The organism is Streptomyces sp. PsTaAH-137 (genome assembly GCF_003259365.1).
Taxonomy (GTDB): domain Bacteria; phylum Actinomycetota; class Actinomycetes; order Streptomycetales; family Streptomycetaceae; genus Streptomyces.
The window spans coordinates 98,243-118,909 of sequence record NZ_QLLY01000019.1; the positions used below are offsets into that span (position 1 = coordinate 98,243).

The following is a 20,667-nucleotide window of genomic DNA, read 5'->3' on the forward strand; positions in this document are numbered from 1 at the left end:
CATTCGTCCCCACGCCGCATCAGCCCTTTCCGTTGCCTTGCGGTAAACGCGGTCAGCTTAACGGGAGTTCACCGACCGTGACGGTCAGTAGCCCTGATGCCCGCCCTGCTGCTGGCCGCCGTACGGGCCCGCGGGCGGCTGTTGGGGGTAGGGCTGCTGCTGGCCGTACGGCTGCTGTTGGTACGGCTGGTTCTGGTAGGGCTGCTGCGGGGCTCCGGGCCCGCCCCAGCCGCCGGGGCCTCCGGGGCCGCCCGGTCCTCCGCCGTTGTTGTTCTTCTTGCGGGTGGCGAGGACGACGATCAGGACGATGACGATGAGGACACCGGCGCCGATGCCGACGTAGAGCATGGTGTTGGAGCTGTCGTCGTCGCTGCTGTCGGAGGCCGTTGCGCCGGAACCGGAGGGTGAGGACTCCGCGCCGCTCTTGTCCTGCTCCGTCTTGGGGAGTGAGGACAGGTCCCAGGGGCCGTTCTCGCTGCCCTTGGGGATGTTCTCGGTGAGGGCCTTGAGCGGGCTCAGGTCGCCGTAGCCGTGGCGGTCGTCCGGGAGGCTTGCCTTGTCTACGCCCTTGGCGATGTAGGTCGACTTGATGACACGGTTGGCCAACTGGCCGGGGGTGTCGTCCGGGAACTTCTGCTTGAGGAGGGCGAAAGCGCCAGAGGCGATGGCTGCGGACATCGACGTGCCGTCAGTGGTGAGGTAGTCGCCCTTGACGGTGTTGCCGCCGGCGTCCAGGTAATCGCCGTTCGCGGTGCTGACCGTGATGCTCTTGGCCGGAGCCGTGAGCATCAGCGTCTTGGAGGTGTTCTCGTCCTCCCAAGGGGTGCCGTTCTGGAGTGAACCGCCGACCTGAACGACGCCGGGAAGGGAACCGAGACCGCTGTTGCGCGCGATTCCGTCGTTTCCGGAAGCCTGAACCACAACGACGTTGTGGGCGACCGCGTAAGCGATCGCCTCCTTGTCTGATTCTCCGGAGTAGTCCTGCGAGATAGAGATGTTGATGACGTCAGCGCCTTGATCGACGGCGTAGTGAATCGCCTCGCTCCAGTCGCAGGCAGTCTTCTTCTTCTCGTCGACCGCGCCGCCCTCGGTGGCATAGATGTCCACAGGGAGGATCTTGGCGTCAGGGGCCAGTCCCAGCATCCCCTGGCTGTTGCCGGATCCGTGACCGTGCCCCGCGATCAACGAGGACATGCCTGTTCCGTGATCGTCGAGGGTCTCGCGATTGGCGGGGCGTCCGTCCTGGCAGCGTTTGCCGGGCAGCACATTGCCAGAAAGATCGGGGTGCGTGCCGTCCACGCCGTCGTCGAGCACGGCGACGGTGACGCCTTTACCTGTGGCGACCTTGTGGACGGCGTCGATATCGAACGCCTTGTTCTGCCACTGGCCATTTCTGGTCGCGTCCGCCGATGCGGCCGGTGCGGTGCCGAGCACCAAGGCTCCCACCATCGCCGCGCCGCCCATCGCGCGGAGCGTCGTTTGCGCGAAGCGCATGCTCTGACACCTTTCTGGATTCCATGCTGCTGTCGGACGTGAGGCCCGCGACCAAATGGTCACGGGCCTCACGAAGGCTAGCCGGTCACTCGATGACGGGAGGGTTGACCTTGCGCTCCTTGGGCGTCCAGGTCTGTTCGTCCTCGTACAGGTAGTCGGGACGACGGCTGCTGTTTCCGCCCTCGCCACGTTGCTTCCCTGCACCGCGTCCGCCGGCCGCTCCGCCGGGTCCCATGCCGTTACGGCCGTTCTGGCCCTTGGCGCCGGTGCCGGCTCCCGCGCTGCCGCCGCGGTTGCGCAGACCCGTACCACCCGGGGTGAACGCCCCGCCGGTCTTGCCCTTGGGAGCGCCTACGACGCCTCCCTTGGCCCGAGCCGAGGCGCCCGTCCGGCCCGCTCCGCCGAGGCCGCCCTTACCGGCGCCTGCGCCTCCTGCGCCGCCGCCCATGCCGCCCATGCCGCGTCCGGCACCCGTGCGACCGGCCGCACCGGCCGATCGTCCCGCACCGGCTCCGCCCGCGGACCGACCGAGCCCGGCCGCACCTCCGGCCATGCCACCCGCCAGACCTCCGGCCATGCCACCGGCACCGAGGCCCGCTCCCGCACCGCCGCCGATGCCACCACCGGCTCCACCGCCGATGCCACCACCTGCTCCGAGACCGGCACCCGCGCCGCCGCCAAGGCCTGCGCCGCCTCCCGGGCCCAGGCCAGTCCCAGCACTGTCGAGGCCCGTGTTGATCTGAGAGGCTCCGCCGCCGAAGGGGTTCGAACCTGATGCGGGCATCGTCGAGACACCGGAGACACCGGAGACACCAGAGTCTGGCGTCGGCATGGTCGAGATGTCCGGCGACTTGATGCCGCCCAGCCCGGAGCCGCCGATACCGTTCCCCAGCGAACCCGAGCCGATGCCGCTACCACCCGGAATGCTCGGGTTGACGCCCCCTGAGCTCGGTACGTTCCCGATGCCCGTGGTGTCAGGGACCTTGACGTTGGGTGGCGTGTAGGAGCCGTCCTTGCCCGCAGTCTCGAGCTTCTGCGCATTCGCCTTGTACACCGACCCCAACTGCTCCATGTACGTGGCTGCCCTGAGACCTGCCTCCTTGTCGGCGCCCATCTTGTCGCCCCACTTTTGGATGACCGTCTCTGTCGGCATCCCGCTGGCGATGTCCCCTTCCATGCCGCCGGACTGGCGCGCAGCCGACACGGCCTTGTACGTCACATAGTCGGCGTAGAGCGCTCCGAACGGACCCGCGCCTGCGGCAGCGACCATGGTGGTGATGTCTGTGGCGCTCATGTTGCTGAACGTATCGGAGACGCTGTCCCAGGCCCGGTCCCACCAGCTGACATCGAGGTCGTCGACCGCGGTCTTGAATCTGTCGAGGTTGTCCGCGGAGTTCTTCATGGCATCCGAGGCGAACTGCGCGTAATTGCCGCCGGCGGCCATCTCCTGGCTGATTTTGGCAGCCTCTTCCTGGAACTTTGCGGCAGAGGCGCCCTTCCAGCTCTCCAGGACCTTGGCCACTGCGTTGTCGAACTGCTTCTTCAGACCGCTGGCGCCGTCCGCACCGACCAGATCGTCATGAACCTCGACCCACTTTTGCGCAACGTCGCGAACCAGCCCCGGCTTGACGTCCGCGACCATGCCTTTGAGAGCGTCGAGGTCATGGGTGTTGAACGGAGTGTCCCACTCTTTCCCGGATGTTCCGCCCGATGCCAGATTCCCTGTCATCTCTTCGCTCCCCCTCAGGCGTTCCGGTCCGCGACATCCGTGTCGGACATCGTGTTCTCAGCCTCGGCGTCCTGGTACACGCCCCGTGCCTTGTCCGTCTTACGGCCGAACTTATCGACGAGCTTCTCGATCTTGTCGATCATGTCTTCTTCGATGCGCTGCTTCATCTTCCCGTGCGCTTCGTACAGGTCTTGAGCCTCCGAGAACCCGTTCCCCAGCGCACCGGACGGCACGTACGTGCCGTACTTCGCTTTGTCCTTCGGCGCCGCCATGTCCTTCAGGACCTGATTGAGCTCCTTGACCACCTGGTCCAGCGCGTCGAGATCGACCTCGTACCCGTCAGCCATCTCCGGCTGTCCTCCCCGTTTACGTCAACGACCCACACCTGGCGCCCACTTACGCCTACTGCATGTGCATGCCTTGACGTACAGGGTGCCCTGCTTTACTAGCCCCTTACAAGTTTCCTCACAAACCGCTCACAGCACGTCGACCCCGCGCTTGCGCAGCCAGTCTCGGCGGGCCATGGCGCCCGCCGAGATCACTCCGAGCAGCAGCGCGCCCCCGATCACCAGGTACGTGCCGTACCGGGCGTTGCGCTCCGCCGGGGTCTCGCCGAGGGTCAGCTTCGCGGGGATGATCTTCTCGTCCTCGCCCCTGCTCGTCACCGCTGCCGCCTGCAGGTCCTCGTCGGTGATCTGCCGGGTCGGCTCGGTCTCGTCCTTGATCGCCGTGACGGGGTCGATGACGCCCCAACCGATGTTGTCGTCGTGCTTCGGGTGCGAGCGGGTCGCCGTCGCCTCCAGGTGCCAGATGACCTGCTTCGCCGACCACTTGGGGTGCTTCTGCCTGAGCAGGGCGGCCACCCCGGCCGCGTACGGGGCCGAGAACGACGTTCCCTGGTCGACGCACTGGCCGCTGACCGGCACGGTCGAGACCATGTCGACGCCGGGGGCGGCGATGTCCACCTGGTCGTTCGGGGTGGAGAAGGTGGCGCGCTCGTTGTTGCGGTCGGAGGCGGCGACCGACAGGACGTTGGAGTTGGGCAGGGCCGCCGGGTAGGTGTTGGACTTCTTGCCGGACGCGCCGTTGTTGCCCGCCGAGGCCACGATGAGGATGTCCGCCTGCTCGGCGCTGTTCACCGCGGCCTGCAGGGTGGCGAGTTCCGACGGGTTCGCCGTGGTGCCCTGGGAGATGTTGATGACGTCGACCTTCGCCTTGACGGCCGCGTTGATGGCGCTGACCATCGTCCCCAGGTTGCCGCCCTCCTCCTGCGTGCTGGTCTGCAGGGGGAGGATCTTGGCGTGCGGGGCCAGGCCGTGGAACCCGGTGCCGCCGATCGGCTGGGCCACGATGATCCCGGCCACCTTCGTGCCGTGGCCGACGCCGTCGTTCGTGGCCTTGTTGCCCTTGCCGGCGAACGACTGCCCGCCGAGGACCTTGCCCCTCAGCTGCGGGTTGCTCTCGGCGACGCCGGTGTCGATGACGGCGACGACCTGACCGTCACCCTTGAGTTTCTTGTCTTCCCACAGCTGCTTGGTGATGACCCGTTGCAGCGACCACGGGGTGCCCTTGATGACGGAGCCGCCGAACTGGCAGTCGGTACTGGCGAGTTGAGGATCGGTGCCGTCGGCGGCGGCGGGAGTCGCGGTCAGCCCGGCGAGTGCGGCGGTGGCCGCCAGCGCCGCGGCCGCGCGCCGCGCAGAGGCGAAGGAGGCCATGGATGCCATGAATGCCACGGTGTCTGCTCCCCTAGGAGTTCTGCGTCTGCTTGGCGGCATCGGTCGTCAGGTCCGGGCCGGACGGCAGGAGCTTGGACCACTGGGCGGGCACGTACACCTTCTGCGCCTTCTCGTAGCCGAGACGGACCTGCGCCTGGTTGACCTCTTGCTGGTCGTTGCCCGACTTGACGTCGGAGTCGTTGCCTACGGGGATGTGGTAGCGCAGGCCGGTGTCGGTCACCAGGTAGTTGAAGCCGGATTTCGACTTGCCCTCCGCGTCCTGGTAGAGCAGGCCGCTGCCCGGGCTGACGTACGAGGACGCGCTCGCCGCGATCGACTTGATGGGCAGGGACGGGCCGGCCCAGGTGGTCATGGCGCCGGACTCGTCGCCGTGGTAGACGGAGCACGAGGTGTCGTTCGACCCGGCGTTGGCCGCGGTGACGGCCTCCTTGGGCCACTCGGAGGCGCCCGCGAGGGTGCCCTTGTTCTTCGTGAAGTCGATCTCGCGGATCGTCCTCGCCTGCCGGTTGGTCAACGTCTCCTGGAGCAGGGCCGTCTGGAAGTCCGTCACGGCGATGACGCGGTCCTTCTCGACCAGGTAGTGCTGGCCGTTGTTCGTCCGAAGGAGCGTGCCGGTCTTCCGGAACTCGGACGGTACGCCCGCGGTGGAGGAGCCGCCGTCGCCCGGCACGTACGGCATCGAGATCGGCTGCGAACTCTTCTTCAGGGTGCTGAGCCAGGCGTCCGTGACGGTGGTCGGCTCGGCGTCGCTGCCGAAGAACGTACGTACGAGTGCGTCGAGGTCGTTCGGGGTCTTCCCCGTGAGCTCGTAGAGCCGGCCGGAGCTGCTCACCATGTACTGCGTGCCGTTCTTGTCCTGGACGTACAGGGCCTTGTCGGCGGCGAGCTTGCCCGAGCCCTGCTCCGTGACCTTCTTCGCGTCCTTCTGGTCGAGCACGAAGACGGTCTGCTGCACCGAGGACTTGTCGCTGCTGCCGCTGCTCGTCTGCTGGCACAGCGCCCACACCTTGGGCGTGCCCGCGTCCTTCTCGTTCGGCAGCCGGTCGGGTGCGTACGGAATTCCGACCATCGAACCCTGGGCGATATTCGAGTCGTCGAGGAATTTCTCCTTGACGGTCTTCACGGAACCCTCACCGCTGTTTTTCGGGTCCAGCAGAAGTCGCGCCGAGGCGAGGTTGAGCACCGGGTGCAGAACAGGAATTTCCTTGCCGCTCTTGTCCTTTTTGCCTGACTTCAGAACGACATACCGAGTGGCCGACGGGTCCGTCACGATGATCCCGGCCTCCGGGGTGTCCCACCCCTTCGGCGCCACGGGGCTCAGCATGCCGCAGGCCCCGAACCCGGCCAGGATCACGACGCTCATCACGATGCCGGAGATCGCGTGCTTCAGCGGCTTGGGTGCCGACTCCACGGAGCCGTTGGGAAGCGGCTTCAGGAAAGAGGCAACTGTCCGCTTCCGTGAGAAGTTGTAGGCATTCAGCTCATCACGACGTGACGCCATCGTTACGTAATCTCCCCGTTCTTGCCGGACCGTACTGGTAACTAGCTGGGTCCACTTCTCGACCACCCCCGGCGCACGCGCCGCATGGGCCTCTACTATGCCGTGTGACGATCGACCCGTGGCGTACGGGTATGAATTTTCGACGCGCCAGTGAAACTCAGGGCCCGGAGGCCTGTCGACCCGGCGCCACCGCCGGACCGGGCGGGTCACCACAGCAGCGAGCGAAGGAGCAGGGCGGGGGATGTCCAGCGCCAGCAGGACCCGACAGCGCGGTAATCAGGGGCGGTCGGCCCCGGCCGGGCGCCGTGGGACGGGAAGGCCCCAGCAGGGCCGCCCGCCCGCCCGGCGCGGCGGCCGCACCACACCACCGGCGCAGCCCGAGGCGGCCGCACCCGTGCCGACGGGGCCGGTGCGCCCGAAACTGCCGCGCACGGCGGGCAGCTTCGGGCCGGTCAGCGCCCACCATCTGCTGATCATCCAGATCGCCCTCGCGCTCGTCGTGGCGGCCGCGGCGATCAGCCCCATCCTGATGGTGCCCGCGGCCGTCGTCGGCGGGCTGCTCGTCTTCTTCAACCTCGGCCGCCGCAGGCGCCACCCGCTGCCCGAATGGATGGCGATCGGCCGCGCCCTCAAGCGCCGCCGCCGCACCTTCACCGGACCGCCGCCCACGGACGTCGACAGCTCCTTCGCGCCGCTGCTCGAGGCGGACCCGGCGCTGCGCACCCACGAGTACGAGTCCCGCGACCGTCGCCTGATCGGGTTCGTCGGCGACGGCACGTTCCTCACCACCCTCGTCCAGGTCGACTCCGCGCCCGGCCCGCTGCGGCCCACCAGCGACGCGCGGCCGCTGCCGGTCGAGATCCTCGCCGACTCCCTGGACGTCGAGGACATCCACCTCGAATCGGTGCAGCTGGTCCAGTACACCCAGCCCGCCCCGGCCCCGCACCTTCCCCCGCAGGCCCTCGCCGCCCAGGCGTACGCGGCCGTGCAGGCGCAGGCGGGCGCCCCCGCGGTACGGATGACCTGGGTCGCGCTCAAGCTCGACCCCGAGCTCTGCCCCGAGGCCGTCGAGGCCCGCGGCGGCGGCGTGCGCGGTGCCCAGCGCGCGCTGCTGCGCGCCTCGGACCAGCTGATCAGCCGGCTCAACGGCCTCGGCTTCCGCGCCGAGGCCCTCGACGAGACCGGCATCATCTCCGCGCTCTCCACAGCCGCCTGCGTCAACCCGCGCGCCAACCTCAACGCCCAGTCGCGCGGCGGCAGTTCGGGTCCGCGCACCGAGGAGACCGTGCGGGCCTGGCGCTGCGACGACCGCTGGCACGCCTCGTACTGGGTCGGCACGTGGCCGCAGCTCGGTCACGGCGCGACCCCGCTCGGCGCGCTCACCGGCGGGCTGTCCACCACCCGCACCATGGCCACCACCGTCTCCCTCGCCGTCTCGGGCGCCGGCCGCGACGACGTCGCGCTCAGCGGGCACGTCCGGCTGTCGGCGCGCAGCGAGAACGAGCTGGACCAGGCCAAGCGCGAGCTCGAACGCTCCTCCACCGCGCTCAAGGCCGGCCTCGTCCGCCTCGACCGGGAGCAGCTGCCCGGCCTCCTCGCCACCCTTCCCCTCGGAGGCACGCACTGATGAGCACCCCCGAAAACCGCGATCCCCGGGACCCGGGCGGCCAGTTGACCCCCGAGGAGTACGCCGAGCAGCAGCGCCGCGCCGCGGAGGCCGCCGAGCGGCGCCGCCAGTGGGAGGCCCAGCAGGCCGCTGCCGCCGCCCAGCAGCAGGGCGGTTACGGGTACCCCCAGCAGCAGCAACCACAGCAGCCGCAACAGCAACAGCCCACGCCCGAGCAGCAGGGCGCCTACGGCTACCCGCAGCAGCAGCTCACACCCGAGCAGCAGGCGGCCCAACAGCAAGCGGCCCAGCAGCAGGCAGCCGAGCAGCAACGCCGGGCCGCGGAGGCCGAAGCGCGCCGCCAGCAGTGGGAGGCCCAGCAGGCGGCGGAGCAGCAGGCCGCCGCCCAGCAGGCAGCTCAGCAGCAGGCCGCGGCCGAACAGCAGGCCGCGCAGCAGCGGGCCGCCGCCGAACAAGCGGCAGCCCAGCAGGCCGCCCAGCAAGCGGCGCAGCAGCAGGCGGCAGCCCAGCAACAGGCCGCCGCCGCCCAACACGCCGAAGAACAGCGCCAGTTGCGGGCCCGATACCAGGAGGAGCAGCGCCGGGCCGAGGAGGCCGAGGCGCGCCGCCGCCAGTGGGAGGACCAGCAGCGGCAGCAGCAGGCGGCGGCCCAACAGCAGTACGCGCAGCCGCCCCAGCCCCAGCAACCCCAGCAGCCACAACAGGTCCCGCCCCAGGCCGCCTTCCCCGGAGGCATGCAGCAGCAGGCCGCGCCGGAGCCCGTCACCTCCACCACGATGACGTACGCGCCGGCGCCCGAGATCGGCTCCGGCCGGCCCACACACCGGGCGCTGCCCGACGAACCCGACGCGAACGACGACGACTTCGCGGAGTTCGAGGAGGAGTTCAGCCACGCGGGTTACGGCCTGCGCGGCCCGCGCCGCCGCCGGCACGTCCTGCCGAAGAAGTCGCTCGGCTCGCTCGGCGTCAACGTCGGCGACGACGGTGTCGTCATCGGCGTCGACCCGCAGGGCATGCCGGCCGTCCTCGACGTGCTGCGGCCCAAGCCCCTCGAAGTGGTCGTCGTCGGCTCGATGTGGACCGCGCAGATCATCGCGCTGCGCACCGCGGCCGTCGGCGCCCGGATCGCCGTCGAGTCCGTACGCCCCCAGGCGTGGGCCCCGATGGCCCAGGCCGCGGGCGGCGGCCTCCAGTGCGTCGCGGTGTACGAGCCGAACCAGCTCGCCGCGCAGGGCGCGTCCGTCGCCAGCCCCGTCCTCGTCGTACGCGACCTGGGCGCGCAGCCCGGACGGTCGCAACTCGCCCCGATGCCCTGGCAGTCGACGCTCACCGTGGTCCCGTTCCTCGGTCCGCGCGCGCCGCGGCTGCTCACGCGGGCCGACGTGATCGGCCTGCAGAGCGTCTCCCCCCAGGAGGCCGAGGTCATCGGGCGCATCCTGCGGCTGCCCGAGCAGCTCACCCAGACGCTGCCGACGCTCAGCGACGCGACGATGCTGTGGATCGCGGGCGGCAAGCACCAGTACGTGATGGTGCAGCCGACGGACCCGGAGACCGGTCTGCTCGGCGGCCCGCGCCGCATGGACTGACACCTGAACGCCGCACCCGGCCCCGCCGAGGGGGCGGTACGAGAGTCGTGCGTACCGCCTTTACGGCGGGTGCCCCGGAGCGTTTAGGCTGTCTTGACGAACGGCAATGACGCATGTGGTGCGGGACCGCTTCAGCGGTCCGGGGGACGACCGGGGAGCCGTGCCAGGCCGAGTCGTTCAGATGCACAGCCAAGACCAGGAGGCGTAGTGACCAGTGACCGGGACCAGCGGAACCCGGACCTCGGCGACGGATCGATCGAGACGGAACTGACTGGCGAGTTCCACCTCGACTTCGACGCGCCGTCCTGGTACACGAATGCGGGTGAATCGGGCGCCCCGGCGACGCCCGCGCCCCCTTCCTCCGACGCGCCCGCCACCCCTCCGGCCGGGACGCCCGCACCCCCTCCGCCCGCCCAGGGCGCGGCTCCGGCCGCGCCCGGCTTCCCGAGCTTCGGAAACCCGGGGGCCACCCCGGGTCCCGGTACGGAACCGGCCGCAGGCACGAGTGCGGGTATGGGTACGGGTACTGGGGACGCCGCGACGCCCGCACCCGCCGCGCCCCCGGCCCCGCCCGCTCCCGCCGAGTCGAGCCGCCGGTCCGGCACCGTCGACCCCACGGGTGACCTGTGGGGCGACGACGACGATGACGACGAGTCGGCCCCCGCGGCGAGCGAGGAGTCCGGCACCGACACGGGTGCGCAGGCCGCCCCGGCACCGCAGGCCGCTCCGCCGGCCCCGGCGCCCGCTCCCGAGGCACCCGCTCCGGCGCCGGCCGCACCGCCTGCCGCGCAGCCGGTCGCCCCCGCGCCGGCCGCACCGCAGCCCCAGCAGCAGATCCCCGGCCAGCCCACGCCTCCGGTGCCGGGCGCGCCGCTGCCGCCCGCGGACCCGCAACAGGCGTACGGCTACCCGCAGCAGCCCGCCCCGCAGGCCGCGCCGGGTGCCCCGCTCCCGCCCGCGGCGCCGCAACAGGCGTACGGCTACCCGCAGCAGCAGCAGCAGCCCGTGCCGGGCCAGCCCACGCCGCCGCCCGCGGCCGGCGGTTACGGCTACCCGCAGCCTCAGCCGCAGGCCCAGCCCCCGCAGGCGGCGGGCGGTTACGGCTACCCCCAGCCTCAGCCCCAGCAGCAGGTTCCGGGCCAGCCGGCCCCGGGTCACCCGCAGCCCCAGCCCGCCCCGGGGCAGCCGATGCCGCCGCAGCAGCCGGGCCCGTACGGTCAGCAGCCCGCGCCGCAGCAGCAGCCGCCCGCCGGTTACGGCTACCCGCAGCAGCCCGGCCAGCCCCAGCCCCCGCAGCAGCCCCAACCGCAGCCGGGCCAGGCCCCGTTCGCCGCCTACGGGCAGCAGCAGCCGTACCAGCAGCCTCCGCAGCAGGCCGCTCCGCAGGCCGCCGCTCCGGCGCCCGCCCCGACCCCGTACCCGCAGCCCGCCGCGCCCCAGCCCTCCGCGCCCGACCCGCGCGCGGGCTGGGACCCGGGCGCGGGCCAGCAGCGTTCGGCGCCGGGCGCGCCGCTCGGGTACAACGCGCAGGTCGAGCTGAGCTCCGACCGCCTCCTGCGCCAGCAGCCGAAGCGGAAGAACAACAACAAGGGCCCCAGCAAGTTCAAGCTGGGCGCCAAGGCCGCCGAGGCCGAGCGGCAGCGCAAGCTGGAACTGATCCGCACGCCCGTCATGTCCTGCTACCGCATCGCCGTGATCAGCCTCAAGGGCGGCGTCGGCAAGACGACCACGACGATGTCGATCGGCGCCTCGCTCGCCTCCGAGCGGCAGGACAAGATCCTCGCGATCGACGCCAACCCGGACGCCGGCACGCTCGGCCGCCGTGTGCGCCGTGAGACCGGGGCGACCATCCGCGACCTGGTGCAGAACATCCCGCACCTGCACTCGTACATGGACATCCGCCGCTTCACCTCGCAGGCGCCCTCCGGCCTGGAGATCATCGCCAACGACGTGGACCCGGCCGTCTCGACGTCCTTCAACGACGCGGACTACCGCGCCGCGCTCGACGTCCTCGGCAAGCAGTACCCGATCATCCTGACCGACTCCGGTACGGGTCTCCTCTACTCCGCGATGCGCGGAGTCCTGGACCTGGCCGACCAGTTGGTCATCATCTCGACGCCGTCGGTGGACGGCGCCTCCAGCGCCAGCACCACCCTGGACTGGCTGTCGGCGCACGGTTACGCGGACCTCGTCCAGCGTTCCCTCACCGTCATCTCGGGGGTCCGCGAGACCGGCAAGATGATCAAGGTGGACGACATCGTCAGCCACTTCGAGACGCGCTGCCGCGGTGTGGTCGTCGTCCCGTTTGACGAGCACCTGGCGGCCGGTGCCGAGGTAGACCTCGACATGATGCGGCCGAAGACCCGGGAGGCGTACTTCGAGATCGCGGCACTGATCGCCGAGGACTTCGCCCAGCGCAGCCAGCAGCAGATGCAGGCGGGCGGCATGTACGGCGCCCAGCCCGGCATGCCCCCCGCGGGCTACCCGCCACAGCAGGGCTACGCCCCGCAGCCCCCGGCCCCCCAGCCGGGCTACGGCTACCCGCAGCAGCAGCCCCCGGCCCCGCAGCAGCAGCCGCAGCAGCCTCCGCAGCAGGGCGGCGGCGGCCTCCCGTCGGGCTGGACGCAGCAGCAGCCGCCGCAGTAGGAGCGGCAGTACGAGCATGACGAGAGGGGCCCCGTCCGCACCGCGGACGGGGCCCCTCACTCATGGCTCGCTCAGCGCTGGAAGGTCGACCGCAGATGCTGGTCGAGCCAGGCCGTCCACCCCGCGACGTCGATGGTGGCGTACGGGAAGGGGTACGGCCCGTACGAGCCGGTGACCAGGTCGAGCGAGTCGTGGCGCGCGAAGAAGATGGACTCCAGCTGACCGCCCGGCCGCCGGTACTCCGGCGGGAACCACATCTCGATCTCCTGCCAGAAGTCGACCTGCGAGTTCTGACCGCCCTTGGGCGTCCCCTTCTTGACCTCGGCCTCGTCGAACCGGAACCCGAGGTTCGAGTACGCCTGCAACAGCGCGTCCTGCGCGGGCAGGGCATGGACCTGGATCTCGTCGAAGTCACCGGGGTCGACGGAGTTCTCGATGGACAACTCGGTACGAACAGCCACCCGCGCCCCCTTGAGCGGCCGCCCGCCGAGCACATGCGTCAAGGGCGTCTCCCACGGCACCTCCATGGTGACCTGCCCGTTGACCGAGTCCCCGGCACGCAGCGCGACGTTCTCCCCGAGCACCAGAGACTTGAGCACACCGGGGTTGCCCCACAGCACCTCCGTCTCCTCCAAGTCCTCGAAACGCGCGACGAGTTGGATCCGGATCTGCCGCAGATCGATATCGACGGACCCGCCCCGCAGCTCGACATTGCAGTGCAACTGGTCACCCGGCCGCACGGCGGTCGTGTTCAGGGTGGTCTCGACGTCGGGCGCACCGACGCCGAGCGAGCTGAGGAACTTGCGGAATGCCATGAGATCTCCCCGATTTAATGCTCCCCGTACGGGAGCGGTGTCATTGGAAGGGCAATGTGGCCAGCCCGAAGACGGCCATGCCGATGCGGAACAGGACGGCGAGAACGAGTCCGAGGCCACCGATGACGAACACCCATTCCCACGTGGCTCTCAGTGACTTGGGCAACAGCTGGTCCGCCTCCGACGCGGAAGGGCCGATACCCTTTTTCGGGAAGGACCCGGTGAGGGCGCACTTCGACCCGTACGCGAAGAAAAGCATGAAGAAGAAGCCGCCGCACAGGTAATTGACCGCTGATTCCGCGCTGGTGATCGCCAGCGTCCCGTCGGCGGAGCGGTTTACCGCGAGCTTTTCGGCCTTCTCCGTGGTGACCTTCTCCGCGGCGTCGCTCTCGACATTGGCACCCCCGAAGCTCAAGTGGATCTGTGCTGACTTGTCCACGACGGAGCCGTCGGACGAGCGGAACGCACCGTGGCAGGTCACCGATACCGGAGCGCGTTCGGTGCTGCGCTTCGACGAGCCGTACGTCACCTTGCACTGACTGATGGAGAGGTCTCCGTGCGAGCCGACGTACCCGCTGGACAGTACGGAAGTGGTGAAGGTCCAGTACATTCCGCCGAGAGTCAGCAGCACCACCACGATGCCGAAGATCCGCCCGATCAGCGCCGGAGGCGGAACCGGCGAGATCTCATCGGTGGGGCTTTTGTCCGTGGGCGGTTGAGGTGGGGAGGAGGGCGTCTTCACCGGATCTCCAGATGGCGTCGGCAGGACGGCTGTTCATGGCTCGAGTGGGAAAGCGTTCGACGCGGAGCTGAAGAAACTTGAGAAGGCCTGGTGCGGCGCCCGGAGCGGCACTCACATCAGCAGGCTCGCGAAGCCCGCGAACATCAGCAGGATTCGGAAGACGATGGCGAGCACCAGCCCGATGCCGCCGATCACCCACAGCCAACTCTCGGTGTCGCTGGCCCACTTGGGCACCATCGCGGTGCCCTCGCTGTGCGTGGGGCCGATCCCCTGCTTGGGGAAGTGGCCGGCGCCGATGCAGGTGAAGCTGTAGCCGAGGAAGATCACCGCGAGGAATCCCAGGCACAGGCAGTTGGCGATCGACAGCCAGCTCGTGACGTAGAGATCGCCGTCGGAGGAGCGGTTGACGCTCACCTCGTAACCCGGCTTGTAGCCCCGGTCGTAGTCCTGCTTGCGGATCTCGCTGATGGTGTCGCCGTCACCGCCGCCCTGGTTGCCGTCCAGGACGAGCCGCGCGGACCGGTCCACGACGTCGCCGCCGGAGGAACGGAACGTCCCCTCGCACACGAGCTCCCGCACCCGCTTGCTCGGGTGCGAGCCGCTGGAACGCGAACTGCCCGACTCGTACGTCGTGTCACACGTGCTGATGGTCAGCTCACCCCGCGTCCCCACGAGACCCGAGGACATCGCGGCGGTGGAGAAGCCATACCAGATGACCGCGAGCGCGGCGACGGCGACCGCCACCCCGAACCAGCGGCCGATCGGCGACGGCGGTACGGGCTTGGTGGCGGACTCCTCCCCGGGGGGCTGCTGGGCCGCGGAAGCCGACGAAGGAGGAGGGACGGGCGAGGCAGGAGAGGTCATGTCGAAGATTCCGTGAGAGGCCCGGTGGTGGGGGGGAAATGCCAGCTCATCGGCACTGTAATGGGCACTCGTGGCGGACTTACGTCCGGGCCGTGAAGAGTGAGTGCCTGCTGCGCCGCCTGAGGATGTGGTCGACTACAGTACGACATTCGGCTCCGCGGAGCCGGTATCGGCAGGAGAACAGCGGGGGGAACAGGCCATGGCGGGCGTTGGGTACGAGATCGACGCGGACGTTCTGAAGTCCCAGGGACGTGCTTTCGCTCGTCTCGGTGAGGATTTCGGTTCCGCGGCGAAGAAATCGGGCGACGCGATCGAGGGGCTCGAAGAGGGATTCGGCGACGACGACGCCGGAGTCGCCACCACGATTCTCGACTTCTACAAGCCGATCAGCGCCGGAATCCGTGACTCGCTGGAGCACCTCACCGAGGCCCTGAAGGGGGTCGGCGAGAAGCTGGACTCCATGGCCGAGCAGTACGACACCACCGAGCAGGACCATTACCAGGCGCTGATGCAGGCGTCCCAGAACCGCGGGGCCTGACCCCTCCCGATCGCTGAGGAGCAGGCACGTGGCCTGGGACGAGATCACCGTACTGCCGCCGGAACTCGACTGGATTCTCGACCTTCTCGGGTTCGACTGGCCGAACCTCAACGAAGTCAAGATGATCGAGGCCGCCAACGAGTGGCTTCGGCTCGGTCAGGCCGCGGCCGACGCGCAGACGCAGGGCAACGCGGCGGCCCAGCCGATCACCGCCTTCTCCGGCGAGGCCGTCGAGAAGTTCACCGACGAGTGGGGCAAGTTCGCGGGCGGCGCCCTGGGCGTCGGCTACCTCGACGTGATCAGTGTGGCCTCGGGCGCGCTGGCCGGGGCCCTCACGGCCTGCGCGGCCATCGTGGCCGAGATGAAGCTGGCCATCATCATCCAACTCATCGACCTGGCCATCGAGTTCGCGGCTGCCCAGGCGAGCGCTGTCTTCACCCTCGGTGCGTCCGAGGCGGCCTTCGCCGCCCGGGTCGTGATGGTCAGGCAGCTCGTGGGGCGCCTGCTCAAGGAGGCCGCGCAGAAGGTCTGGCAGGCCATCCAGGAGGCCCTCAAGGAGCGGGTCGTCAAGGAGGCGAAGACCATCCTCGAGGACCTGGCCAAGGACACCCTGAAGTCCGTCGCGAGCGAGGCGGCCACCCAGAGCATCAAGGTGAGCCTCGGCGCGGGGGGCGGCCTCCAGGAGTCCCTGCTGGGATTCGGCGCCGCCGCCGTCAACCCGGCGATGGGGAAGGTGGCCGGCGAGATCTCGGTGAACGACGACGGCAACGGCTACGACTTCGAGGCCAAGGCCGGCGGAAAGGTCGTGCAGGGCCTCGCGGCCGCCGACGCGGGCGACCCGGGCGGGCTGCGGACCGCCGTGCAGGGCGCGGGCGAGCTCTTCAACAACGCCACGGAGAAGCCGCACGCGGAGTCGGGGACGTCGACGCCCTCCACGCCGTCCGAGCCCACGGCCGCACCGTCCACGCCGACGTCCGACACCCCGTCCACACCGACATCCGCGCCGGCGTCCGCACCGGAACCGGCCGCCGTCTCCGCGGGAGCGTCGGAGGCCGATCAGGTCCGCGCCACGTTCGGCTGACGCACCAACGAACCACGTACGCATCCACAAGGGGGAGTCCCACACCATGAGCAACGGACCCGGAAACCGCGACCGCCTCGACGCGCTCGGTGAGCGCGACTATCCCATCGAGGACAAGAACCTCACCGAAGAGCAGAACGAGCACCTCACCGCGTCCCTCCGCAAGGTCCGCGACATGCCCAACGCTCCGAAGCCGCTTCAGGACCTGGCCCGCCAACTCCTCTCCGGCCGCATGGAGTTGAAGGACGTACTCGACAGCCCGGCCGGGCACCGTGCGCTCGGTGAAGGGCTCGCGCCGCTGCGGGAGCAGTGGAAGAACATGTCGCCGCAGGAGCGGCAGAAGGTGCGCGAGTACGACCCGGACGAGGACCCGAGGGGCGGCGGCGCGACCCGCGACAGCCGGATCCGGTAGAGCTGACAGAGCTGGTGCTGATGGAGCTGGTGGAGAGCAGAGGGGGAACGTGACGGACTCCGCGGCCTGGGAGCGGCACCGAGCCCGCCGCAATCACGTGAACCGGCGGCTGCGGGGCTGGCTCGTCGGGGGAGCCATCGCCGCCGTGGGCTGCAAGCTGGCGTTCTCCGGCATCGGCTATTTCGACGGCCACCTCACGGTCACGGCCCGCCCGGGCTACGTCGCCGTGGAGTCCTGCCGGAGTACGGGCGACGGCTTCACCTGCACGGGAACCTTCAAGGACGACAAGACCGGCGAGAAGACCGAGGGCGCCGTCCTGCACCGCGGCACCACCGCGGTGCGGGGAGCCTGGCTTCCCGCCTTCCGGACGGACGACGACACGTACACGGGCTCGTCCACCGGTGAACTCACCGCCGGAAAGCTCGCCCGCGCCCTCGCCTGGCTCGGCGGCGCGGCCCTGCTCTTCGCCGTGGGCGGCTTCTTCCTGCTGACCGGATACATGCCCCGCGGACGGTGGAACGAGCCGAGGTACCGTTTCGGCCGCATCACCTTCGGCGAGGCCTGGCAACTCCTGAGCGAGCGCCGCCCCGCCCTCCCGGTGCTCGGCGTGCTCCTCGCCCTCTGCCCGGTGCTGATCGGCGCGGGATTCGTGGTGGCGGCTTCCTAGCCCCGACACCACCTGCCTGTTCGGGCCCGCAGCCACTTCCGGTCGGCTGCGGGCCCACGCGCGTACCCCAACGCCTTACAGCACGTACCCCAGAAGCAGTGACACCAGCGCGCCCACGGCGCCGATCGCCCCGACCGCGATGACGACCGGCCGCGTCGCCCCGCGTGCGGACGCGCGCCAGGCATCGTTGTACGACACCTGGCAGCGCCTGCCCGGGAAGTAGCCGGTGGCCGCGCAGAAGATGCCGAGCGCGGCAGCGATGAGCAGGGCGAACGAGCCGGCGAAGTCGAACCCGGCGTGCTTGGCGTCGGATACGACGTAGTCGAAGTCCCGCGACGTCGACACGGCCTCACCGGCCTGCGTCACCGAGACCGACTCGTCGGCGTCGTAGCGCAGCTTGGTGTCCAGGACCGCGTTGATGTCCTTCGTCCTGCCGTCGTCCGACGTGAACACCCCGAAGCAGTCATAACTGCGCCGGGTCCGATAGTGCCCGTGCGAGCGGTAGTGCTCGTACTTCGCGGTGCACTTCTCGACCTTCAGCTCCCCGTGGACGCCGCGCACCCCGGCGGCGTACAGGCCCTCCCACGCGAAGTAGCCGCTGAAGAGCAGCGCGACGACGATGATGCCCGCGCCGATCAGCCGGCCCAGAACGGGGACCTTGGGGCCGGCGGGAGCCTGCGGCGGAGGCGGCTGCTGCGGGAACTGCTGCTGCGGCCCGGGCGGCGGCCCTTGGGGCGGTGAACCCCAGGGCTGCGGCGGCTGTTGGTAAGGGGGCGGCGGTGGATACGAGCCCGGGGGCGGCGGCGTGTTCTGCGGGTAAGGGGGCTGTCCCTGCGGCGCTTGCTGGTACGGGTTCGGGTACGGCGACGGCTGCTGCGGTGGCTGCGGCTGCTGGTAGGGGTTCGGCTGATAGTTGGTCATAGCGGGCCTCGGGCTGTTCGGGGACGCGGGCGGCGGGCCGCAGCACGTTAGCTCAGGGACATGGCGTGTGTGTGAGCACGTGGTGAGGATTGCGCGGGCTGTGAATCACTGGTACGGGACAGCACTAGAGTGACTGGGTCTCCAACGCGACACAGTATTCAGGGGGAATACATGGCAGGCGCAGGTTTCGAGGTCGATCCGGCCGTGCTCAAGGACCAGGGGGGCGTCTTCACCGACCTGGGCGCCGACTTCAAGTCCGCGACCGAGCAGCTCAAAACGTCACTCGAAGCGGCCGAGTCCGACTGGGGCGAGGACGTCATCGGCACCTTCGCCGACATCTACGAACCGGTGCGGGACGGCATGCTCGACTCGATGGAGCACCTCGCCTCCGAGCTCGACAAGATCGGCAACAACCTCGCGGTCATGGGCGCGCAGTACGAGCTGACCGAGGACGACCAGGCCCAGAGCATCGTGGCCTACGGGGCTCAGCGGCCCGGCATCACGTACTGACGCGCGTACGCACGCACCTGTTGCACCCATTCACGGGGTGTTCGCACCTGTTCACGGGCGACGGCCTGCCGCTGTCATCTTTCGCGGTCACCGTCGCCGTTCATTCACGCAGGCGTACGCGCACACGGAGGCGTACGCACACCGGGGGAGTAATTCACCATGGCCTTGATGCTGCCGTCCGAGGTCGAGTGGGTCCTGGACCTGCTCGGCTACAGCTGGCCGGACGCCAACGAGGACAAGATCCACGAAGCGGCCCAGGCGTGGCGGGAGTTCGCGCAGGCGGTCCGCCAGGCGCAGGGCACCGGGACCGGCGCGGCGCAGACCGTGTTCGGCGCCAACTCCGGTGAGGCGGTGGAGAGTTTCGGCGAGGCGTGGCAGAAGTTCTCGGGCGCCGGCGGCGGGTATCTGGAGGACGCCGCGCAGGCCGCCGAGATCCTCGCGTTCGCTCTCGACGCGGTCGCCCTGGTGGTCGTCGGCAGCAAGATCGCGGTGATCGCGCAGCTCATCGCCCTCGCCATCGAGATCGCCGCGGCGCAGGCCGCCGCGCCGTTCACGCTCGGTCTGTCGGAGATCGGCGCGGCGGGTGCCACGCAGGCGACCCGGCTCATCGTGCGGCGGCTGCTCGACGAGCTGAAGCAGCTGGTGATCAAGACGATCAAGGACGCCGTCGAACAGGCCTCGGTGAAGGCGATCAAGGAGACGATCGTCGAGGTCCTGAAGGAGGCCGCGGTCGAGGCGGGCAAGTCGGCGGGCCAGAGCATCGTCGAGCAGGGCGTCAAGACGCACTTCGGCGCCCAGCAGAGCATCGACTTCGGCGCGGCGGCGGGAGCGGGCTACGACTCCTTCAAGGAGACGGCCGTCAGCGGCATCAAAGACGGTCTTCAGGAGAAGGCCGACGGCATCACGGGCCTCGCCGATCCGCAGACGTACATCGACGCGGGAACGGACCGGGCGACGGAAGTGGCGGGCAACCACGCCCAGTCCGGCCTGGACCGGCTGCGCGGGGGAACGGGCGGAACGGGCGGAACGGGCGGAACGGGCGCGGACGCCTCCGGAGAAGCTTCGGAAACGCCGTCGTCGAGTACGTCGAGTACGTCGAGTACGCCGAGTACGTCGGCAAGTGCATCGACAAGTGCATCGGCGGGCTCGTCAACGGGCTCGACGGCGGAGGACGAACGCGCCCGGTCGACCTTCGGCTGATCGCTGATGTGCTCGTGACAATGTGAGGGTCGTGTCACAGTGCAGCCGATCACCGGGAACAGTCTTGGTGCCCGTGTCAACTGTGACTAAAGTACAGTTGCGGCACTCCCGAGAAGTGCCACCCGCGCCGGGTTCCGCGAGGAATCCGTGGGCCGCGGGGACCAATGTCGAATCTCATGGGGGCAAGTGGCCATGGCTGGTCAGTTTAATGTCACGCACGAGGAGATGGTCGCGTTCAGCGGCCGTATCTCCCAGGTGAACGAGTCCGTCCAGGGTGAGATCCAGCGTCTGCAGACGGTGGTCGATTCGATCACCTCCGGCTGGAAGGGCCAGGCAGCCACCGCGTACAACAACCTGCAGAACCAGGTGAACGAGGACGCGACCGCGCTGAACCGGGTCCTCAACGAGATCAAGGAAGCGATCGACGCGACGGCCGCCAACTACCAGTCGTCCGAAGAGGAGCAGGCCGCGTCCATCGGCCACATCTCCTCGGGTGCCGAGGCCTCGCCGTTCGGCTAGGCCGAACCGCACCGCTCGTCCTTCAGTGAGCTCGTAGAGCTTTCTCACCGTCCGTCCACAATCCCCCGGGGGAGAG

General features: G+C 69.6%; 19 protein-coding genes. 10 read left to right on the forward strand and 9 right to left on the reverse strand.

Annotated features, from left to right (window positions below):
• Nucleotides 1-84: 84 nt before the first annotated feature.
• From K377_RS33285 to eccB, 5 genes are all read right to left on the reverse strand, one after another.
• Nucleotides 85-1,494, reverse strand: a complete 1,410-nt coding sequence (locus K377_RS33285; protein WP_237551750.1) for a S8 family serine peptidase — start codon at nucleotides 1,492-1,494, stop codon at nucleotides 85-87.
• Between the two features lie 85 nt (nucleotides 1,495-1,579).
• Nucleotides 1,580-3,223 carry a WXG100 family type VII secretion target gene (locus K377_RS33290; protein WP_146614801.1) on the reverse strand — a complete coding sequence of 548 codons (1,644 nt, stop codon included), beginning with the start codon at nucleotides 3,221-3,223 and terminating at the stop codon, nucleotides 1,580-1,582.
• 14 nt (nucleotides 3,224-3,237) lie between these two features.
• Nucleotides 3,238-3,570, reverse strand: coding sequence for a hypothetical protein (locus K377_RS33295; protein WP_111667336.1), 333 nt, complete (start codon nucleotides 3,568-3,570; stop codon nucleotides 3,238-3,240).
• A gap of 129 nt (nucleotides 3,571-3,699) precedes the next feature.
• Nucleotides 3,700-4,941, reverse strand: coding sequence for a type VII secretion-associated serine protease mycosin (gene mycP / locus K377_RS33300; RefSeq protein WP_111667337.1), 1,242 nt, complete (start codon nucleotides 4,939-4,941; stop codon nucleotides 3,700-3,702).
• 31 nt (nucleotides 4,942-4,972) lie between these two features.
• Entirely contained in the window at nucleotides 4,973-6,463 is a 1,491-nt protein-coding gene (gene eccB, locus K377_RS33305) for a type VII secretion protein EccB (protein ID WP_111667338.1), read from the reverse strand.
• 409 nt (nucleotides 6,464-6,872) lie between these two features.
• On the opposite strand from eccB, the gene eccE reads away from it, so the two are divergent.
• The 3 genes from eccE (at nucleotide 6,873) to K377_RS33320 (ending at nucleotide 12,322) form a co-directional block, all read left to right on the forward strand.
• Nucleotides 6,873-8,090, forward strand: coding sequence for a type VII secretion protein EccE (gene eccE / locus K377_RS33310; RefSeq protein WP_111667403.1), 1,218 nt, complete (start codon nucleotides 6,873-6,875; stop codon nucleotides 8,088-8,090).
• Nucleotides 8,090-9,676, forward strand: coding sequence for a hypothetical protein (locus tag K377_RS42500; protein ID WP_237551752.1), 1,587 nt, complete (start codon nucleotides 8,090-8,092; stop codon nucleotides 9,674-9,676). The genes eccE and K377_RS42500 overlap by 1 nt, the downstream gene beginning before the upstream one ends.
• 207 nt (nucleotides 9,677-9,883) lie before the next feature.
• Complete coding sequence (locus K377_RS33320; protein ID WP_111667339.1) at nucleotides 9,884-12,322, forward strand: MinD/ParA family protein; 2,439 nt, start codon at nucleotides 9,884-9,886, stop codon at nucleotides 12,320-12,322.
• A 71-nt stretch (nucleotides 12,323-12,393) separates the two neighbouring features.
• Here the strand turns inward: K377_RS33320 and K377_RS33325 are convergent, their stop codons facing one another.
• From K377_RS33325 to K377_RS33335, 3 genes are all read right to left on the reverse strand, one after another.
• On the reverse strand, nucleotides 12,394-13,137 hold the full coding sequence (locus K377_RS33325) for a sporulation protein (RefSeq protein ID WP_111667340.1): 744 nt from the start codon (nucleotides 13,135-13,137) through the stop codon (nucleotides 12,394-12,396).
• 40 nt (nucleotides 13,138-13,177) lie between these two features.
• The gene (locus tag K377_RS33330; protein WP_111667341.1) at nucleotides 13,178-13,879 is read right to left on the reverse strand and encodes a hypothetical protein; all 702 of its coding nucleotides are present in this window, start codon (nucleotides 13,877-13,879) and stop codon (nucleotides 13,178-13,180) included.
• 111 nt (nucleotides 13,880-13,990) lie between these two features.
• Complete coding sequence (locus K377_RS33335) at nucleotides 13,991-14,743, reverse strand: hypothetical protein (RefSeq protein ID WP_146614802.1); 753 nt, start codon at nucleotides 14,741-14,743, stop codon at nucleotides 13,991-13,993.
• Between the two features lie 199 nt (nucleotides 14,744-14,942).
• Here K377_RS33335 and K377_RS33340 point away from each other — a divergent pair, with 199 nt between their 5' ends.
• From K377_RS33340 to K377_RS33355, 4 genes are read left to right on the forward strand one after another with little or no spacing between them, the layout of a single operon-like run.
• Nucleotides 14,943-15,281: a hypothetical protein gene (locus K377_RS33340; RefSeq protein ID WP_111667343.1), complete on the forward strand. Its 339-nt coding sequence runs from the start codon at nucleotides 14,943-14,945 to the stop codon at nucleotides 15,279-15,281.
• 28 nt (nucleotides 15,282-15,309) lie between these two features.
• Entirely contained in the window at nucleotides 15,310-16,362 is a 1,053-nt protein-coding gene (locus K377_RS41845; protein ID WP_111667344.1) for a hypothetical protein, read from the forward strand.
• A 46-nt stretch (nucleotides 16,363-16,408) separates the two neighbouring features.
• A complete protein-coding gene (locus K377_RS33350; protein WP_111667345.1) occupies nucleotides 16,409-16,774 on the forward strand; it encodes a hypothetical protein in 366 nt (121 codons plus the stop codon).
• A gap of 49 nt (nucleotides 16,775-16,823) precedes the next feature.
• Nucleotides 16,824-17,441 carry a hypothetical protein gene (locus K377_RS33355; protein ID WP_111667346.1) on the forward strand — a complete coding sequence of 206 codons (618 nt, stop codon included), beginning with the start codon at nucleotides 16,824-16,826 and terminating at the stop codon, nucleotides 17,439-17,441.
• A gap of 75 nt (nucleotides 17,442-17,516) precedes the next feature.
• Here the strand turns inward: K377_RS33355 and K377_RS33360 are convergent, their stop codons facing one another.
• The gene (locus K377_RS33360; protein ID WP_111667347.1) at nucleotides 17,517-18,362 is read right to left on the reverse strand and encodes a hypothetical protein; all 846 of its coding nucleotides are present in this window, start codon (nucleotides 18,360-18,362) and stop codon (nucleotides 17,517-17,519) included.
• Between the two features lie 171 nt (nucleotides 18,363-18,533).
• Between K377_RS33360 and K377_RS33365 the strand changes: the two genes are divergently transcribed.
• From K377_RS33365 to K377_RS33375, 3 genes are all read left to right on the forward strand, one after another.
• On the forward strand, nucleotides 18,534-18,872 hold the full coding sequence (locus tag K377_RS33365) for a WXG100 family type VII secretion target (RefSeq protein ID WP_111667348.1): 339 nt from the start codon (nucleotides 18,534-18,536) through the stop codon (nucleotides 18,870-18,872).
• Between the two features lie 159 nt (nucleotides 18,873-19,031).
• Nucleotides 19,032-20,072 carry a PE-PGRS family protein gene (locus tag K377_RS33370; protein WP_111667349.1) on the forward strand — a complete coding sequence of 347 codons (1,041 nt, stop codon included), beginning with the start codon at nucleotides 19,032-19,034 and terminating at the stop codon, nucleotides 20,070-20,072.
• A 192-nt stretch (nucleotides 20,073-20,264) separates the two neighbouring features.
• Nucleotides 20,265-20,591 (forward strand): WXG100 family type VII secretion target, encoded by a 327-nt coding sequence (locus tag K377_RS33375; RefSeq protein ID WP_111667350.1) that lies wholly within the window; start codon nucleotides 20,265-20,267, stop codon nucleotides 20,589-20,591.
• Nucleotides 20,592-20,667: the final 76 nt, after the last annotated feature.

Excerpts from the sequence above, each read along its gene's own strand:
- K377_RS33285 (WP_237551750.1), bottom strand. The coding sequence starts at position 1,494 with ATGCGCTTCGCGCAAACGACGCTCCGCGCGATGGGCGGCGCGGCGATG.
- K377_RS33290 (WP_146614801.1), bottom strand. The coding sequence starts at position 3,223 with ATGACAGGGAATCTGGCATCGGGCGGAACATCCGGGAAAGAGTGGGAC.
- K377_RS33295 (WP_111667336.1), bottom strand. The coding sequence starts at position 3,570 with ATGGCTGACGGGTACGAGGTCGATCTCGACGCGCTGGACCAGGTGGTC.
- mycP (WP_111667337.1), bottom strand. The coding sequence starts at position 4,941 with ATGGCCTCCTTCGCCTCTGCGCGGCGCGCGGCCGCGGCGCTGGCGGCC.
- eccB (WP_111667338.1), bottom strand. The coding sequence starts at position 6,463 with ATGGCGTCACGTCGTGATGAGCTGAATGCCTACAACTTCTCACGGAAG.
- K377_RS42500 (WP_237551752.1), top strand. The coding sequence starts at position 8,090 with ATGAGCACCCCCGAAAACCGCGATCCCCGGGACCCGGGCGGCCAGTTG.
- K377_RS33325 (WP_111667340.1), bottom strand. The coding sequence starts at position 13,137 with ATGGCATTCCGCAAGTTCCTCAGCTCGCTCGGCGTCGGTGCGCCCGAC.
- K377_RS33335 (WP_146614802.1), bottom strand. The coding sequence starts at position 14,743 with ATGACCTCTCCTGCCTCGCCCGTCCCTCCTCCTTCGTCGGCTTCCGCG.
- K377_RS33340 (WP_111667343.1), top strand. The coding sequence starts at position 14,943 with ATGGCGGGCGTTGGGTACGAGATCGACGCGGACGTTCTGAAGTCCCAG.
- K377_RS33350 (WP_111667345.1), top strand. The coding sequence starts at position 16,409 with ATGAGCAACGGACCCGGAAACCGCGACCGCCTCGACGCGCTCGGTGAG.
- K377_RS33360 (WP_111667347.1), bottom strand. The coding sequence starts at position 18,362 with ATGACCAACTATCAGCCGAACCCCTACCAGCAGCCGCAGCCACCGCAG.
- K377_RS33365 (WP_111667348.1), top strand. The coding sequence starts at position 18,534 with ATGGCAGGCGCAGGTTTCGAGGTCGATCCGGCCGTGCTCAAGGACCAG.
- K377_RS33370 (WP_111667349.1), top strand. The coding sequence starts at position 19,032 with ATGGCCTTGATGCTGCCGTCCGAGGTCGAGTGGGTCCTGGACCTGCTC.
- K377_RS33375 (WP_111667350.1), top strand. The coding sequence starts at position 20,265 with ATGGCTGGTCAGTTTAATGTCACGCACGAGGAGATGGTCGCGTTCAGC.